We start from the raw sequence: 15,409 nt of genomic DNA, 5'->3' as shown, positions 1-15,409 counted from the left end.
CTCTCTTCTCGCGTCCGGGCCCCACCATGCTGTCTCGGCCTTCGCGTTCCGGGCCCTCCCCCGAGGTGTTGGTCGAGTTGGCGGCCAGCCGGCGGAGAGCGCTCTCTTGACACGGCGGGACCCAACCACCACCCTGTCGTGAGAGCGCTCTCTCAGCTCTGTTCCACCACCTGCCTCACCACCTCAGACGACCTGAGAGGGGTCCGACCGATATGGGTGTCTTTCCGCGCCGCCGCCTGGCGGCGGTGGCCCTCGTCGCCGCCACCGCGCTGCTCGCCACCGCCGGCTGTGCCGGCGACGAATCCGCCGGGGACGGCAAGATCACGTTGACCGTGGACGTGTTCAGCCAGTTCGGCTACGAGGAGCTCTACAAGGAATACATGGCCAGCCACCCGAACGTGAAGATCGTCGAGCGTGGCACGGGCACCAACCTCGACGACTACTCGCCGAAGCTGACCCAGTGGCTCGCCGCCGGGAAGGGCGCGGGCGACGTCGTCGCCATCGAAGAGGGGTTGATGGTCGAGTACAAGGCCAACCCCGACAACTTCGTCAACCTGCTCGACCACGGCGGGGCCGAACTCCAGGGCAACTTCCTGGAGTGGAAGTGGGCGGGCGGCAAGACCAAGGACGGCAAGCTGATCGGCCTCGGCACCGACGTCGGCGGCATGGCCATGTGCTACCGCAAGGACCTCTTCGCCAAGGCCGGCCTGCCCACCGACCGCGAGGCCGTGTCGAAGCTCTGGCCGACCTGGCAGGACTACATCAAGGTCGGCGAGCAGTTCAAGGCGAAGAACACCGGGGCGGCGTTCCTCGACGCCGCGACCAACATCTTCAACACGATCGTCCTCCAGACGGCCGGCAACGCGCAGGGCTACCACTACTACGACACCAGCGACAACCTGGTGGTCGACAGCAACCCGGCGGTCCGGCAGGCCTGGGACACCACGATGGACATCGTCGACTCCGGCCTCTCCGGCAAGTACGGCTCCTGGTCCGAGGAGTGGGTGTCGGCCTTCAAGCAGGCCAAGTTCGCCACCATCGCCTGCCCGGCCTGGATGACCGGCGTCATCGAGGGCAACGCGGGCGCCGAGGCCAAGGGCAAGTGGGACATCGCCCGGGTGCCGGGCAACGGCGGCAACTGGGGCGGGTCGTGGCTGGCCGTGCCGACGCAGAGCAAGCACCGCGCCGAGGCGATCGAGCTGGCGAAGTTCCTGACCAGCGCCAAGGGCCAGATCGGGGCGTTCAAGGCCAAGGGCCCGCTGCCCTCCTCGCCGCAGGCGCTGGCCGACCCCGCGATCGTCGACGCCAAGAACGTGTACTTCTCCGACGCTCCCGTGGGGCAGATCTTCGGCGAGGGCGCCAAGACGCTGAAGCCCGTCTACATGGGACCGAAGAACCAGGCCGTACGCACCGAGGTCGAGAACGCCGTCCGGACGGTGGAGCTGGGTCAGCGTAATCCCGAACAGGGCTGGACGGACGCGGTCAACAACGCGAAGAAGGCCGCCGCCAAGTAGCCCGAGTGAGGGAGTGCGGGCGGGCGGGCGCGGGGGCGCCGGTCCCGCCCGCACCCGGGAAAGGAGTGGTCCGGGCATGACCGTCCAGCTCGACCCGCACCCGCCGGTCGCACCGGTGCCCCGCGCCGGCCGGCGTCCACCGGCGATGCGGTTCAGCCGCCTCGACACGAAGTACTCGCCCTACCTGTTCATCGCCCCGTTCTTCGTGCTCTTCGGGGTGTTCGGGGCGTACCCGCTGGTCTACACCTTCTGGGTCTCCCTGCACGACTGGGACCTGCTCGGCAGCGACCACCCGTTCGTCGGGCTGGAGAACTACAGCCAACTGCTTGCCGACGCCGACTTCTGGCACGCCGTCGTCAACACCCTCGGCATCTTCGTCATCTCGACGGTCCCGCAGCTGCTGGCCGCGCTCTGGCTGGCCAACCTGCTCAACCGGCAACTGCGGGCCCGGACGACGTTCCGGATGGCGGTGCTGGTCCCGAACATCACCTCGACCGCCGCGGTCGCGATCGTCTTCGGGGTGCTCTTCGGCCGCGAGTTCGGCATGGTGAACTGGCTGCTCGACCTGGTCGGGATCGACGCGATCGCCTGGAAGTCCAACCGGTTCGCGTCCTGGGTGGCCATCTCCACGATGGTCGACTGGCGGTGGACCGGCTACAACGCGCTGATCTTCCTGGCCGCGATGCAGGCCATCCCGCGCGACCTCTACGAGTCGGCCGCCATCGACGGGGCCGGCCGGGCGCGGCAGTTCTGGTCGATCACCGTGCCGCTGCTGAAGCCGACGATCATCTTCACCGTCATCATCTCCACCATCGGCGGGCTCCAGCTCTTCACCGAGCCCCGGCTGTTCCACTCCGGGACCAACCCGATCCGGGGCGGAACCCTACGGGAGTCGCAGACCGTGACCATGTACATGTTCGAGAACGCCTTCGCGCCCCACTACAACTTCGGGTACGGCTCGGCGGTGGCGTGGCTGCTCTTCGCGCTGATCGCGATCGTCGCGGCGATCAACGTACTGCTCCTGCGCCGGCTCGGCGGCGCGAAGCCCCCGAAGGAGGACGCGAAGTCGAGGGAGGGAGCGCGATGACCCGCCTCTGGGCCGCCAGCCGGCTCACCTACGCCACGCTGATCGCCGCCGGGGTCCTGTCGATCTTCCCGATCTACTGGATGTTCGTGGTGGCGAGCCGCTCCAACGACGCGATGGGCCAGCTGCCGCCCCCGGTCACCCCCGGCGGCAACTTCGGCGCGAACGTGTCCCGGCTGCTGAACAACACCGACGCGTACTTCGTCGCCGGCCTGGTCAACTCGGCGATCGTGGCGACCACGGTCACCGTCTCGGTGGTCTTCTTCTCCACGCTGGCCGGGTTCGCCTTCGCCAAGCTGCGGTTCCGGGGACGCAACGCGCTGCTCATGGTGATCATCGCGACGATGATGGTGCCCACCCAGCTCGGCGTCATCCCGCTCTACCTGCTGATGACGAAGCTGAACTGGAACGACCGGCTGCCGGCGGTGATCGTGCCGGCCCTGGTCACCGGGTTCGGGGTGTTCATGATGCGGCAGTACGCGGGCCAGGCGGTCAGCACCGAGCTGATCGAGGCCGCCCGGGTGGACGGCTGCAACACCGCGCGGATCTACTGGAACGTGGTGCTGCCGGCGCTGCGCCCGGCCGCCGCCGTACTGGGGCTGCTCACGTTCATGACCACCTGGAACGACTTCCTCTGGCCGTACGCTGTCCTCAACGATCCGGAGAACCCCACCGTGCAGCTCGCCCTGCGCACCCTGTCCGACGGGTACTACACGGACATGTCCCAGGTGTTCACGGGAACGGCCATCGCCACCCTCCCGCTGTTGCTGGTCTTCGTCCTGTTCGGCCGCCAGATCATCGGCGGCATCATGGAAGGTGCGGTCAAGGCGTGAGCACTCTGCGATTCCCCGACAACTTCGTCTGGGGTGCGGCCACCGCCGCGTACCAGATCGAGGGCGCGGCCACCGACGACGGTCGCGGCCCGTCGATCTGGGACACCTTCAGCCGTACGCCGGGCAAGGTCCACGACGGGCACACCGGCGACGTGGCCTGCGACCACTACCACCGGTACGCCGACGACGTGGCGCTGATGGCGGAGCTGGGGCTGCACGCGTACCGCTTCTCGGTGGCCTGGCCCCGGATCCAGCCGGACGGCACCGGCCCGGTCAACCCGCGCGGCCTGGACTTCTACGACCGGCTGACCGACACGCTGCTGGCCCGGGGCATCGACCCGATCGTCACGCTCTACCACTGGGACCTGCCGCAGGCCCTCCAGGACCGGGGCGGCTGGACCAACCGGGAGACCGCCGAGCACTTCGCCACGTACGCCACGGCGGTGCACACCCGGCTCGGCGACCGGATCTCCACCTGGACCACGCTCAACGAACCGTGGTGTTCGGCCTACCTCGGCTACGGCAACGGGGTGCACGCCCCCGGCGAGCAGGACCCGGGCGCGGCCTTCACCGCCGTACACCATCTGCTGCTGGGGCACGGCCTGGCGGCCCGCGCGCTGCGCGCGGCCGGCGCGCGGACGGTCGGGATCACGGTCAACCCGGCCGACGTGCGGGCGGCCGACGCGGACAGCGCCACGGACGCGGCGGCGGTACGCCTGGTCGACGGCCTGCACAACCGGATCTTCCTCGACCCCCTGTTGCGGGCGGCCTACCCCGACGACGTGCTGGAGCACGTGGCCCGCATCGTCGAGCCGACGTTCGTCCGCGACGGCGACGAGAAGCTGATCGCCGCCCCGATCGACCTGCTCGGCGTCAACTACTACGCCCCCACCTACGTCGCCGGCCGGCCGGACGGTGCGGGCGGCAGCGCCTACCCGGGCACCGAGGGCGCGGTGGAGTTCCTCCCACCGGCCGGACCGCTGACCGACATGGGCTGGATGATCGAGCCGGCCGGGCTGACCCGGCTGCTGGAGCGGCTCGCCACCGACTATCCCGGCGTGCCGCTGATGGTCACCGAGAACGGCGCGGCGTTCCCCGACAAGGCCGACGCCGGCGGCGCCGGGCAGGTGATGGACGCGGACCGGATCGCCTACCTCGACGGGCACCTGCGCGCCGTGCACGAGGCGATCTCCCGGGGAGTCGACCTCCGGGGCTATCTCGTATGGTCGTTGCTGGACAACTTCGAGTGGGCCGAGGGCTACCGTCGACGGTTCGGGATCATCCACGTCGACTACCTGACGCAGCGACGCACACCGAAGTCGAGCGCCCGGTGGTACCAGGAGGTGATCTCCCGGAACGGGCTGTGACGAGGCGGTGGTAACGGGGATGACGACGGCGCAGCGGCCGACACTGGAGGCGGTGGCCCGGCGGGCGGGGGTCTCGCGGGCGACCGTCTCGCGGGTGGTGAACGGCTCCACGACGGTCGCCGAGCCGATCCGGGAGGCGGTCCGCCGGGCGGTGGCCGAGCTGGGGTACGTGCCGAACCTGGCCGCCCGCAGCCTGGTCACCCAGCGGACCGACTCGATCGCCCTGGTGCTGCCGGAGGCCGCCACCCGGGTCTTCTCCGACGACCAGGTCTTCCCCGGGATCATCCGGGGCGCGGCGCAGGAGCTGGAGGCGGCCGACAAGCAGCTCGTGCTGATGTTGGCCGGCTCGCCCGCCGGGCACGACCGGGTCGAGCGCTACACGACCGGACGGCACGTCGACGGGGTGCTCTTCGCCTCGCTGCACGGCGAGGACCCGCTGCCCGGCCGGCTCGCCCGGCTGGGCATCCCGGTCGTGTGCAGCGGCCGGCCGCTCGACGGCGCCGACGTGCCCTACGTCGACGTCGACCACGTGGGCGGCGTGGCCACGGCGGTGCGGCACCTGCTGGACGGCGGACGCCGCCGCATCGCCACGATCGCCGGCCCGCAGGACATGGTGGCCGGCATCGAGCGCCTCACCGGCTACCGGAACACGGTCGCCGAGGCCGGGCTGCCGGAGCTGGTGGCGACCGGCGACTTCACCCGCGAGTCGGGGGCGACGGCGATGCGGCAGCTCCTCGCCGAGCACCCCGACCTGGACGCGGTCTTCGCCGCCTCCGACCTGATGGCGCACGCCGCCCTGCGGACGCTGCGCGAGGCGGGCCGGCGGGTGCCGGACGACGTGGCGGTGATCGGCTTCGACGACATCGAGACGGCCGCGTACACCGAGCCGCCGCTGACCACCGTCCGCCAGCCGATCGTGGAACTGGGCCGGCAGATGACCCGGCTGCTGCTGCGGCTGGCCGCCGGCGAGGCGATCGAATCCGTGGTGCTCCCCACCGAGCTGATCGTCCGCGAGTCCGCCTGACCGGCCGGCGGAAATCCGATCGAAGCGCGCGGGGTCCGGCGGTAGCGTCGCGCGCGTGACCGTGAACCTGATCCGCGTACCCGCCCTCTCCGACGTCGCCGAGTACGCGTACGCGGCCACGGTCGAGCCGCCGGCCCGGCTCGTCCACACCGCCGGCGCCTGCCCGCTCGACGCCGAGGGGCGGACCGTCTCGCCCGGCGACCCCGTCGGCCAGGCCCGGCAGGTGATGGCCAACCTGGAGACCGCCCTCGCGGCGGCCGGGGCTCGGCTCACCGACGTCGTCAAGACCACGGTGTACGTGGCGTCGACGCGGCAGGCCGACCTGGTGGCCGTGTGGGAGGTGGTCCGGGACGCGTTCGGCGACCACGACCCGCCCAGCACCCTGCTCGGCGTGACCGTGCTGGGCTACGCCGACCAGCTCGTCGAGGTCGAGGCCGTCGCCGCCGTACGCGCGGAGGCCTGACGTGCGGATCCGCACCGCCCGCCCCGACGACGCGCCGGCCGTCGTGGCGCTGCGCGCGCTCGTGCACCCCTACCTGGTACGCGGCGTCGAGTCGACCCGGCGCATGATCGCCCAGCCCCCGCCCGGCGAGGACTGGGCCGCGTACGTCGTCGAGGTGGACGACACGGTGGTCGGCTGGGCGTCGGCGTACCGCAACGCCCAGACCTCGCAGAAGGACGTCGGGGAGGTCTCCACCCTGCACGTGCACCCGGAGCACCGGGGCCGGGGCGCCGGCACCACGCTGCTGACCGCCGCCCTGGGGCACCTGCGGGACATCGGGGCGCGCCGGGTGCGTACCTGGGCGCTGCCGGAGTCGCTGCCGTTCGCCCGCCGGCACGGCTTCACGCCGAGCCGGGAGCTGCGCTACTCGGCGCTGGACCTGCGGCCGGCCCCGCCGATGCCGGAGCCGCCGTCGGGCGTACGGCTGCTGCCGCTGACCGACGTCGAGCCGCGCCGGGTCCACCTGGCCGAGGTGGCGACGGCGGCCGACGAACCGGGGGACGTTCCCGCCGACGCGATCAGCTACGAGAACTGGTACTCCGAGGTCTGGGACAACCTGGGCCTGGACCGCGCCGCCAGCACCGTGGCCGAGGTCGGCGACGAGATCGTGGCGTTCAGCCTCGTCAAGCGCGACGGCGACCGGATGTGGTCGGACTACACGGGCACGGTGCCGGCGCACCGGGGGCGCGGGCTGGCCCGCCTGGTCAAGACGGCGGCGCTGCACCGGGCCGCAGCCGGCGGGGTACGCGTCGCCTACACCTCGAACGACGAGGCGAACGCGCCGATGCTGGCAATCAACGTACGGCTCGGCTACCGCCCGGTCGGGTCGAGCTGGTCCTGCCTGCGCGACCTGCCCTGACGGCCCGGGTCAGCCCTCCGTGATGGACTGGCCGAGCGAGCGGCGGGCCAGCAGGGCCGCCCCGGCGACGGCAGCCGGCATGACGAGCACCGCGCCGAGCGGGATCAGGAAGCAGACGAAGACCGCCACCCCGAAGCCGAGCGTGGTCGGTCGGTCCGCCTTGAGGATCGACCGGCGCTCCGGCAGCCGCATCCCGCGTCGGTAGAAGGGGGCCCCGACCAGCTCGACGGCGAGCAGCCAGCCGCCGACCGCCGCCCCGATCACCGGTACCACGGTCTGGCCGACCACCGGGATGAACCCGGCGGCGAAGAGCGGGATGCCGAAGAGGATCGACAGGCCCACCAGCCGCACGGAGTCGGCGAGGCTGCGCCGCAGCGACGGCCAGAACGGCACGTCGACGGCGTTCGGCGTGCCGCCGAGGCGTTCCTCGACGCGTTCGGAGATCTTCTCGTAGAACGGGTCGCCGATGACCAGGGTGACGGCGGTGAAGCTGACCACCGCGAGCAGGCCGCCGAGGCCGAGGAAGGCCAGCCCGGCGATCACCCGCACGAGGCTGCGCCCGGTGGCCGACCAGTCGTCGGCGAACGGCGTGACCAGCGCGGCCAGATCGTCGACGAAGTACGCCAGGGTGGCGAACGCCGCCACGAAGAGCGCACCCGAGATCAACGCCGGTATGACGCCGAGCAGCATCAGCCCGGGGCTGCGGACGTAGAGGCCGAGGCCGCGCAGGAGCAGGCCGACTCCGCCGAAGAACCGGCTGGCGGCGCCGGCCACGGGCGCGGCGATGCGGGGTGCGTTCACGACCGCAGAGCCTAGTTGTAACCGGTCGTGGAGGGCGATCGGTGCAGGCGTTCCAGATCACCAGCGGTGTAGAGCCGGTATCCGGAAGTCGTACGCAGCGACGGTCGCACCAGACCGATGTCGTCCCAGTGGTGCAGCGCGCGGACCGCGGCGTGAGGGTCAAGCCGCGGCGGAGGCGGACCGCCGGCTGGGGACCGTCGGGTGGGCACGGCAGGATGGATGCGTGCGGGCGGCCAGGTTGATCTCGTTGGTGCTGCTGCTCCAGGCGCGGGAGACGATGACCGCGGCGGAGTTGGCGCGGGAGTTGGAGGTCTCCGAGCGGACCGTCTACCGCGACGTGCTGGCGCTCTCCGCCGCCGGGGTGCCGGTCTACGCCGACCGGGGCCGGGCCGGCGGCTACCGGCTGGTCGGCGGCTACCGGACCCGGCTGACCGGGCTGACCAGGGACGAGGCGGAGGCGCTCTTCCTGGCCGGGCTGCCCGGGCCGGCCGGTGACATGGGGCTCGCCGACGCGGTGGCCGCCGCCGAGCTGAAGGTCCTGGCCGCGCTGCCGCCCGCGCTGCGCGACGCCCCGGCCCGCACCGGGCAACGGTTCCACCTGGACGTGCCGGGTTGGTTCCGGGAGGTGGGGCCGCCACCGTGGCTGACCGAACTGGCCGGCGCGGTCTGGCGGGACCGGGTGGTCGAGCTGCGCTACCGGCGCGGCGACCGCGAGGTGGCGCGCACCCTGCGGCCGTACGGGCTCGTGCTCAAGAGCGGCGTCTGGTATCTGGTCGGCCGGGTCGGCGACGACGTGCGCACCTACCGGGTGGACCGGGTCACCGGTGTCGAGGTGAGCGACGAGACCTTCGACCGGGACGAGGACTTCGACCTGGCCGGGCACTGGCGGGCGCAGGCCGAGGCGTTCCAGCGGGGCATGCTGCGGGAGCGGGCCACCGTCCGGCTCAGCGCCGCCGGCCTGCGCCAGCTCCGGCACCTGGCGGACGCCCCCTTCGCGTACGACGAGGCGGTCGCCGCCGCCGCCGGCCCCGACGCGCAGGGCTGGGTGGTGACCCGGCTGCCCGTCGAGTCCGTCGACGTCGCGTACCACCAGTTGCTCGGGCTGGGCCCGGAGGTGGAGGTGCTCGACCCGCCGGAGCTGCGGACGCGGCTGGCGGCGGCGGCCGAGCGGATGGCCCGCCACTACGCCGGTCCGCAAACGCGACCGCAGCCGGGGCCGGGGCCCGGTCCGCTGCCGGGTCAGCGGTAGCCGGTGACGTCGGCCGGTCTGCCCGTCTCCACCACCTCGGTGATGTAACGGAACCCGTCCGGCCGGCTGCCGTCGACGTCGGTGAACCCGTACACCTGGGCCAGTTCGCCGGCCGAGACGGACGCCTGGTTCCAGCGGGCCCGGTCCTCGTCGGCGGCCAGCGCGGCGACCGCGCGCCCGACGAAGGCCGGGGTCTCCGAGATGAGGAAGTGCGGATCCTTGGCGGCGCCGTCCCGCCAGTTCTCCTCGGTCACCCCGAAGTGCTCCAGCATCGCCTCGGACCGGATCCAGCCCGGCGTCAGCGCCACGGCCGTGCCGCCGTGCGGTCCCAGCTCGTGGCCCCACACGTACGCGAGCCGGTTGACCGAGGTCTTCGCCAGGTCGTAGAAGACCGACAGCCGGTAGTGGGCGTCGTTGTACGCCTTCGTGCCGTCACCGACCTCGACGACCAGCCCGCCGGGGCGGCGGATCAGCAGCGGCAGGGCGAAGTGCGCGGTGACGATGTGCGTGTCGATCGCCAGGCGCAGGCTGCGGAAGCCCGCCTCCAGCGGCTGCTCCCAGACCGGCTTCTCCCAGGTGGTCAGCGGGTCGCCGCCCCAGATGTCGTTGACCAGCACGTCGAGGCGGCCCTGCTCGGCGTCGATGCGGGCGACCAGGTCGCGGACCTGCTCGGGAACGAGATGGTCGACCCTGACGGCGATGCCGCTGCCGCCGGCCGCGGTGACCAGTTCGGCGGTCTCCTCGATGGTCTCCGGGCGGTCCATCTCGGAGCGGCCGGCCCGGCTGCTTCGGCCGGTGGCGTAGACCGTGGCGCCGGCAGCGCCGAGCTGCACCGCGATCTGCCGGCCGGCGCCCCGTGTCGCCCCGGCGACGAGCGCGATCTTCCCTGTCAGCGGTTTCGTCATGCGGCGAGCCTGTCAGCGATACCTGACAGCCGAAGTCAGGTTTCGCGAAGCGATGTCGTCCGGCATGCTCGCCGGCATGCACCTGCTGCTCTCCGGGATCGTCGGCTCGGTCGCGTACGGGCTGGCCGGGCCGGGCTCCGACGTCGACCGGATCGGCGTCTTCGCCGCGCCCACCGTCGCGTTCCACGGCCTGCGCCCGCCCCGTGAGTCGGTGGTGACCACGGACCCGGACATCACCCTGCACGAGGCGGCGAAGTGGTGCCGCCTGGCGTTGAGCGGCAACCCGACCGCCACCGAGCTGGCCTGGTTGCCGCAGGACTGCTACGAGACCCGTACGGAGTTCGGCGACCGGCTGATCGCCATCCGCTCGGCGTTCCTCAGCGCGCCCCGCGTCCGCGACGCCTACCTGGGCTACGCGGGTCAGCAGTTCCGCAAACTCGAGTCCCGGGGCGACGGCACGTTCTCCGCCGACACCCGGCGGCGCACCGCCAAGCACGCCCGGCACCTGGCCCGGCTGGTGCACCAGGGCCGGATCCTCTACGCCACCGGCGTGCTGGAGATCCGGCTCGCCGACCCCGAGTGGTTCCGCGCGTTCGGCGAACGGGTGGCGGGCGGCGCGCTGGACGAGGCGCGGGCGCTCATCGCCGAGGCGGAACGGGACTTCGACCGCGTCCGCACCCCGCTGCCGGACCGCCCGGACGAGGCGGCGGTGGAGCGCTGGCTGCTCGACGTACGCGCCGCCCACCTGCCGCCGGGGCAGGGCGGGTAGCTGCGCCGGCGCAGGGCCGCCGCTAGACCTCGTTGAGGAAGGCGGAGATCCGGCTGCGCAGGTCGGCGCGTTCCGTCCAGAGGACGCCGGGCCGGTCGTACACGTGCAGGGTGGCCCGGGGCAGCGCGGCCGCGAGCTGCTCGGCGACCTCGACCGGGTGCAGGTCGTCGCCCGCGCAGCCGATCACCAGGGTCGGCGCGGTGACCGCGGCCAGCGTGGCGGCGTCGTGCAGCGGCGCCTGCTCGGGCAGGCTCGCCAGCCCCGGGGCGAGGCCGTCGCGCAGGAGCTGGTCGAGGCGCTGGCGCAGGTAGGCCCAGCCGGCCGGGGTGTTGCGTACGGCGGGCGGCAGCTCGGCCTGGACCACGTCGGCCACGGCGGAGGCGTCGCCGCTCTCCACGGCCTCGAACAGCGCGGTCAGCCGGGCCCGCGCGACCTCGCCGCGCGGCCGGTCGAGCGCCGCCGGCAGGAAGACGACCAGCCGCTCGAAGCGTTCCGGGCTCTCGGCGAGCAGCCGGCAGAGCGCGCCCGCGCCGAGGCTGGCGCCGAAGGCCCGGCTGGCACCGCCGAGGTCGGCCACCGCCCGCAGGTCACGGGCCAGGTCCAGATAGCTCCACGGGCCGGGCGGCGCGTCGGAGCGGCCGTGCCCGCGGAACTGGAAGAACAGCTTGCGACCCCGTACCCCGCTGCCGAACGGCCGGGTGGTGGCGATGCCGTTACCCAGCCCGTGGGCGAACACCGTGACCGGGGCACCCGTTCCGGTGACGAGCTGCTCCAGGCGTACGCCGTGGGGCGTGGCGACCAGCTCGGTCTCCGGCTCCGGCAGGGCGGGCCGCCCGGTACGCGGCGCGCCCGGGCCCGGCCCCCAGGTGCGGGGTCCGCCGTCCGGCGGGGGCGGCCAGCGGAAACCCCTCACCAGAACCCTTTGCCGTCACTCAGGTCGCGCAGCCCCACCCGGACGTCCAGCAGGTAGATCAGCCCGGCGGCGATCCCGACGAGCCCGAAGAGACTGATCGGGCCGAAGCCGAGCAGGGTCAGCACCAGGCAGACGGCGAGAATGCCGATCCAGCCACCCTTGGGCAGGGTGCCGATGGCAGCGAAGGCATCGGAACGCTGGGTGATGGCGTGCACCAGGGCGATGCCCTGCACGATCAACGCGAAGACGAGCAGGATCAGCTCGATCACGTAGCGAACATCGAAGGCGAAGAGCGGCGCGGCGTAGGCCATGTCGGCAAGCTTATGCCGGTGAGCCCGGATACGTCCGACAGGACGCATCCGGGCTCACCGGCGTGACGAACTACTCGGCGGCCGGGCGGGTCCGCTTGGTGGCCCGGGGCAGCTTCGCCGACGGGGTGGCGGCCGGCTTCGCGGCGGCCTTGGTGGCCTTGGTGGCCCGGGTCGTCGCCTTCTTCGCGGCGGCCGGCTTGGCCTCCAGCACCTCGGCCACCTCGGCCGGGGTCGGCGTCTCGGCGGTGACGGCCGGGGCCGACGTCTCGGCGGTGACGACCGGCGCGGTGGCCGGCTTCGCGACCGCCTCGGCCGGTACGGTCCCGGCCTCGGTCGCCTCGATGTCGGCGTTCACGGTCTCGGCGGCCTCCAGCACGCCCGCGCCGACGACCCGCTCGCCCCGGGCGACGAGCGCGACGTACGCGGCCTGCGCCCGCTCCTGCGCGGCCTGGGCGCCGGCGACCACGACGGCGGCGTTGCGGGTCGCCAACGCCCGGAGCCGGTCCAGGTCGGCGACCTCACGCAGCTTGTCCAGGTCGGCGGCCTCGCGCAGTCGGTTCAGGTCGGCGGCCTCGCGCAGGCGCTTCAGGTCCAGCTCGGTCGGGACGGCCTTCTCGCGCAGGCCAACGGCGGTCAGGTTGGCCGTACGCAGCGTGTCGTTGGCCTTCTGGCGCAGCTCGACGCCGGTGACGACGGCCTTGCCGCCCAGGTCGGCGACGACCTTGGTGCCGAGGTCGGTCACCACGGCGGGGAGCTTGCGCAGCTGCTGGAGGGCGAGTTCCCCGGCACCGGCGGCGGCGTAGAGCGGGGCCGGGATGCGGTTGGTCTTCGGCTGGGTCATCACTTCTCCTCTTCGGCCGCGTCGGCGGCCTTCCGGACCGCACTGCGGGCGGCCTTCTTCTCGGGGGTGTCGGTCGGAGCGGGAGCGGGGCCGGCCTCGGTGACGGCGACCGACTCCAGAACGGCCTCGGTCGGGGTGCCCTCGGGCGTGGTGGGGCCCGTGGCGGCGAGGTTCGCCAGGTCGGGCGCCGCCTCGGCGGGATCCGGCACTCTCGCGCCGGCGGTGTCGCCTGTCGTCGGCCCCTCAGCGGCGGTGTCGCCGGTGGCCGCCGCGGTCGCCTCGGCGAGCCGCGCGTTCTCCCGGCGGAACGTCTCGTAGATCTGGGTGAGCGACTGCTTCTGCGCCATCGTCAGGTCGGGGTCGACGGCGATGGCCGCGAGCACGCCCTGGCCCTCCTTGTCGTCGAGCAGCCCGGCCCGCAGGTACATCGCCGGGGTGGAGACCCGCAGCGCGCTGGCGAGCTGCTGGAGCACCTCGGCGCTCGGCTTGCGCAGGCCGCGCTCGATCTGACTGAGGTACGGGTTGCTGACCCCCGCCTGCTCGGCGAGCTGCCGGAGCGAGATCTTCGCGTTGCGGCGCAGATCGCGAATGAACCCGCCGACGTCGGGAAGGTCCTTACCAGTGGCCATGACCCGACGCTAACGCGCCCTGCTAGCTCCTGCAAGCAAAACGCTAACCAGAGTTAGCGACGTCTCATCCCGCCCCAGCCACGCCCGCGCGGGGACGCCTCACCCCATCCCGGCCACGCCCACGCAGGGACGTCTCGTCCCGCCCCGGCCACGCCCGCCAGGGTTCGGCAGACCGGTCGCCGTCGGTAAACCGGTGGCGACCGGTGGTCCCGATCGCCACGATCACGTTCGTGCTCGTCGACCTGTGGCCCCTGTACGGCCTCACCATCTCCACCGCCCGGCTTGAGCTCCGCCTGCCCCGCGAGGAGGAGCTGGCGGAACTCGCGCACCTCGCCGGCCGGGGCGTGCACCGTCCGGACGAACGCCCGTTCCTGACGCCGTGGACCGACGGTGGCCCGGAGGATCGGGCGCGCGCCGTGTTGCAGGGGCACTGGGGCCGGCTCGGAGAGTGGAGTGATTCCGCGTGGCGGCTCGGGCTCGGCGTCTTCCGGCGTGGTGATCCGCTCGGCGTGGTCACGCTCGGCGCATGCGACTTCCGGGTCGTCCGGCAGGTCACGACGTCGGCCTGGCTCGGGATCGAACACCAGGGCAGGGGCTACGGAACCGAGGCCCGCGCCGGCCTGCTCACGCTGGCCTTCGACCACCTCGGCGCCGAGGCCGCACGCACCGAGGTCTTCCAGGACAACCACTCGTCCCAGGGGGTCTCCCGCAAGCTCGGCTACGAGCACGACGGCATCTCCGTCGACGCCCGCGGTGACGAGGCCGTCGTGTCCGATCGCCTACGGCTCACGCGGGAGAAGTGGAGCCGACAGGAGCGGCCCGCCGTGACGGTCCACGGCGTGGCGGCCTGCCTGCCGATGTTCGGTCTCTGACCGGGATCCCCGCACCTCCCGGCCCGCACGCCCGGTCCGCCCGCCTCACGCCGCGCCGGCACAAGGCGGTTGCGCCCCGGCCTCCCGGTGCGTACCTTGCCGCAGTGACCAAGATCGAGGTGAACGGCGCCCTGCTCGCGTACGACGACACCGGCAGCGGCACGCCCGTCGTCCTGCTGCACGCCGGCATCGCGGACCGGCGGATGTGGCGGGAGCAGATCGGCCCGCTGGCCACGCGGCACCGGGTGATCGCCCTCGACCTGCGCGGCTACGGGGACTCCGAGCTGCCGACGACCCCGTTCGCCCACCACGACGACGTGGCCGGGCTGCTCGACGCGCTCGACCTGCCCCGGGCCGCCCTGGTCGGCTGCTCCTTCGGCGGCGCCGTCGCGATCGACACCGCGCTGGCCCACCCGGAGCGGGTGAGCGCGCTCGCCCTCCTCGGCACCGCCGCCTCGGGCCACGAATGGTCGGAGGAGGCGAACGACCTCTGGGAGAGCCTGGTGGGCGAGGTCGACCCGGAGGACTTCGCCGCCAGCGCCGCCGGTGAGGTGCGCTTCTGGGTGGTCGGCCCGCACCGCGAGCCCGCCGACGTCGACCCGGAGCTGCTCGCCTTCGCCCGCGAGATGGACCAGCGGGCGCTCGCCGCCGAGCTGGCGCTCAGCGCGGTCGACATCGCCGAACTCGACCCGCCCGCGATCGGCCGCCTCGGCGAGCTGCGGATGCCCGTACTGGTCGGTGCCGGCGCCGCCGACGTGCCCGACATCAGCCGGCTCGCCGACCGGATCGCCGCCGAGGCGCCCGACGCCGTCCGCCTGCCCGACGTGCCGGACGCCGGCCACCTGCTGCCGCTGGAGCGCCCCGCCCCGGTCAACGCCGCCCTGCTCGACTTCCTGCCCTGACACCTGCACCATCGTCGACGACGGTACGGCCCGC

The 15,409-nt window shown here is 73.0% G+C and carries 18 protein-coding genes; 11 read left to right on the top strand and 7 right to left on the bottom strand.

Going from position 1 to position 15,409, the window contains the following annotated elements; translation table 11 throughout:
• The first annotated feature begins 212 nt into the window (after positions 1-212).
• The 7 genes from ACGFIR_RS17505 (at position 213) to ACGFIR_RS17475 (ending at position 7,183) form a co-directional block, all read left to right on the top strand.
• Positions 213-1,514, top strand: a complete 1,302-nt coding sequence (locus ACGFIR_RS17505; protein ID WP_393146000.1) for an ABC transporter substrate-binding protein — start codon at positions 213-215, stop codon at positions 1,512-1,514.
• Between the two features lie 76 nt (positions 1,515-1,590).
• Positions 1,591-2,601 carry a carbohydrate ABC transporter permease gene (locus ACGFIR_RS17500; protein WP_392998138.1) on the top strand — a complete coding sequence of 337 codons (1,011 nt, stop codon included), beginning with the start codon at positions 1,591-1,593 and terminating at the stop codon, positions 2,599-2,601.
• On the top strand, positions 2,598-3,431 hold the full coding sequence (locus tag ACGFIR_RS17495; RefSeq protein ID WP_393145998.1) for a carbohydrate ABC transporter permease: 834 nt from the start codon (positions 2,598-2,600) through the stop codon (positions 3,429-3,431). The genes ACGFIR_RS17500 and ACGFIR_RS17495 overlap by 4 nt, the downstream gene beginning before the upstream one ends.
• A complete protein-coding gene (locus tag ACGFIR_RS17490) occupies positions 3,428-4,798 on the top strand; it encodes a GH1 family beta-glucosidase (RefSeq protein ID WP_393145996.1) in 1,371 nt (456 codons plus the stop codon). The genes ACGFIR_RS17495 and ACGFIR_RS17490 overlap by 4 nt, the downstream gene beginning before the upstream one ends.
• A gap of 19 nt (positions 4,799-4,817) precedes the next feature.
• Positions 4,818-5,822: a LacI family DNA-binding transcriptional regulator gene (locus ACGFIR_RS17485; RefSeq protein ID WP_393145994.1), complete on the top strand. Its 1,005-nt coding sequence runs from the start codon at positions 4,818-4,820 to the stop codon at positions 5,820-5,822.
• A 61-nt stretch (positions 5,823-5,883) separates the two neighbouring features.
• Positions 5,884-6,285 carry a RidA family protein gene (locus ACGFIR_RS17480; RefSeq protein ID WP_392999382.1) on the top strand — a complete coding sequence of 134 codons (402 nt, stop codon included), beginning with the start codon at positions 5,884-5,886 and terminating at the stop codon, positions 6,283-6,285.
• A 1-nt stretch (position 6,286) separates the two neighbouring features.
• Positions 6,287-7,183, top strand: a complete 897-nt coding sequence (locus ACGFIR_RS17475) for a GNAT family N-acetyltransferase (protein ID WP_393145992.1) — start codon at positions 6,287-6,289, stop codon at positions 7,181-7,183.
• 9 nt (positions 7,184-7,192) lie between these two features.
• Here ACGFIR_RS17475 and ACGFIR_RS17470 read toward each other — a convergent pair whose 3' ends face one another.
• Entirely contained in the window at positions 7,193-7,984 is a 792-nt protein-coding gene (locus ACGFIR_RS17470; RefSeq protein ID WP_393145990.1) for an EI24 domain-containing protein, read from the bottom strand.
• An 11-nt stretch (positions 7,985-7,995) separates the two neighbouring features.
• Positions 7,996-8,193, bottom strand: coding sequence for a MerR family DNA-binding transcriptional regulator (locus tag ACGFIR_RS17465; RefSeq protein ID WP_393145988.1), 198 nt, complete (start codon positions 8,191-8,193; stop codon positions 7,996-7,998).
• Positions 8,194-8,207: 14 nt separating this feature from the next.
• Between ACGFIR_RS17465 and ACGFIR_RS17460 the strand changes: the two genes are divergently transcribed.
• Positions 8,208-9,233 carry a helix-turn-helix transcriptional regulator gene (locus ACGFIR_RS17460; protein ID WP_393145986.1) on the top strand — a complete coding sequence of 342 codons (1,026 nt, stop codon included), beginning with the start codon at positions 8,208-8,210 and terminating at the stop codon, positions 9,231-9,233.
• Here the strand turns inward: ACGFIR_RS17460 and ACGFIR_RS17455 are convergent.
• Positions 9,224-10,138: an SDR family oxidoreductase gene (locus ACGFIR_RS17455; protein ID WP_392998125.1), complete on the bottom strand. Its 915-nt coding sequence runs from the start codon at positions 10,136-10,138 to the stop codon at positions 9,224-9,226. The genes ACGFIR_RS17460 and ACGFIR_RS17455 overlap by 10 nt on opposite strands.
• Before the next feature lie 76 nt (positions 10,139-10,214).
• Here ACGFIR_RS17455 and ACGFIR_RS17450 point away from each other — a divergent pair, with 76 nt between their 5' ends.
• Positions 10,215-10,907 (top strand): DNA polymerase beta superfamily protein, encoded by a 693-nt coding sequence (locus ACGFIR_RS17450; protein WP_393146592.1) that lies wholly within the window; start codon positions 10,215-10,217, stop codon positions 10,905-10,907.
• A 22-nt stretch (positions 10,908-10,929) separates the two neighbouring features.
• On the opposite strand, the gene ACGFIR_RS17445 is transcribed toward ACGFIR_RS17450, so the two are convergent.
• The 4 genes from ACGFIR_RS17445 to ACGFIR_RS17430 all read right to left on the bottom strand — a co-directional run bounded on the left by ACGFIR_RS17445 (position 10,930) and on the right by ACGFIR_RS17430 (position 13,601).
• Positions 10,930-11,820, bottom strand: coding sequence for an alpha/beta fold hydrolase (locus tag ACGFIR_RS17445; RefSeq protein ID WP_393145984.1), 891 nt, complete (start codon positions 11,818-11,820; stop codon positions 10,930-10,932).
• Complete coding sequence (locus ACGFIR_RS17440; RefSeq protein ID WP_392998123.1) at positions 11,817-12,131, bottom strand: DUF2516 family protein; 315 nt, start codon at positions 12,129-12,131, stop codon at positions 11,817-11,819. Before ACGFIR_RS17440 ends, ACGFIR_RS17445 begins: the two co-directional genes overlap by 4 nt.
• 70 nt (positions 12,132-12,201) lie before the next feature.
• Positions 12,202-12,975, bottom strand: coding sequence for a hypothetical protein (locus ACGFIR_RS17435; protein WP_393145982.1), 774 nt, complete (start codon positions 12,973-12,975; stop codon positions 12,202-12,204).
• Complete coding sequence (locus ACGFIR_RS17430; protein WP_393145980.1) at positions 12,972-13,601, bottom strand: helix-turn-helix domain-containing protein; 630 nt, start codon at positions 13,599-13,601, stop codon at positions 12,972-12,974. Before ACGFIR_RS17430 ends, ACGFIR_RS17435 begins: the two co-directional genes overlap by 4 nt.
• Before the next feature lie 230 nt (positions 13,602-13,831).
• On the opposite strand from ACGFIR_RS17430, the gene ACGFIR_RS17425 reads away from it, so the two are divergent.
• Together ACGFIR_RS17425 and ACGFIR_RS17420 are read left to right on the top strand one after the other, a co-directional pair.
• The gene (locus tag ACGFIR_RS17425) at positions 13,832-14,473 is read left to right on the top strand and encodes a GNAT family N-acetyltransferase (protein ID WP_393145978.1); all 642 of its coding nucleotides are present in this window, start codon (positions 13,832-13,834) and stop codon (positions 14,471-14,473) included.
• Positions 14,474-14,577: 104 nt separating this feature from the next.
• Positions 14,578-15,375 (top strand): alpha/beta fold hydrolase, encoded by a 798-nt coding sequence (locus ACGFIR_RS17420; RefSeq protein WP_392998119.1) that lies wholly within the window; start codon positions 14,578-14,580, stop codon positions 15,373-15,375.
• The last annotated feature ends 34 nt before the right edge of the window (positions 15,376-15,409 follow it).

The organism is Micromonospora sp. NPDC049051, from assembly GCF_043197575.1.
Lineage (GTDB): Bacteria > Actinomycetota > Actinomycetes > Mycobacteriales > Micromonosporaceae > Micromonospora.
Note: the sequence above shows the minus strand (reverse complement) of the source record. Positions and strands in the feature narration are given on the sequence as shown.

Bases quoted from the DNA above. Each gene is read 5' to 3' on its own strand.
- ACGFIR_RS17500 (WP_392998138.1), top strand. From the start codon at position 1,591: ATGACCGTCCAGCTCGACCCGCACCCGCCGGTCGCACCGGTGCCCCGC.
- ACGFIR_RS17495 (WP_393145998.1), top strand. From the start codon at position 2,598: ATGACCCGCCTCTGGGCCGCCAGCCGGCTCACCTACGCCACGCTGATC.
- ACGFIR_RS17455 (WP_392998125.1), bottom strand. From the start codon at position 10,138: ATGACGAAACCGCTGACAGGGAAGATCGCGCTCGTCGCCGGGGCGACA.
- ACGFIR_RS17505 (WP_393146000.1), top strand. From the start codon at position 213: ATGGGTGTCTTTCCGCGCCGCCGCCTGGCGGCGGTGGCCCTCGTCGCC.
- ACGFIR_RS17485 (WP_393145994.1), top strand. From the start codon at position 4,818: ATGACGACGGCGCAGCGGCCGACACTGGAGGCGGTGGCCCGGCGGGCG.
- ACGFIR_RS17450 (WP_393146592.1), top strand. From the start codon at position 10,215: ATGCACCTGCTGCTCTCCGGGATCGTCGGCTCGGTCGCGTACGGGCTG.
- ACGFIR_RS17440 (WP_392998123.1), bottom strand. From the start codon at position 12,131: ATGGCCTACGCCGCGCCGCTCTTCGCCTTCGATGTTCGCTACGTGATC.
- ACGFIR_RS17430 (WP_393145980.1), bottom strand. From the start codon at position 13,601: ATGGCCACTGGTAAGGACCTTCCCGACGTCGGCGGGTTCATTCGCGAT.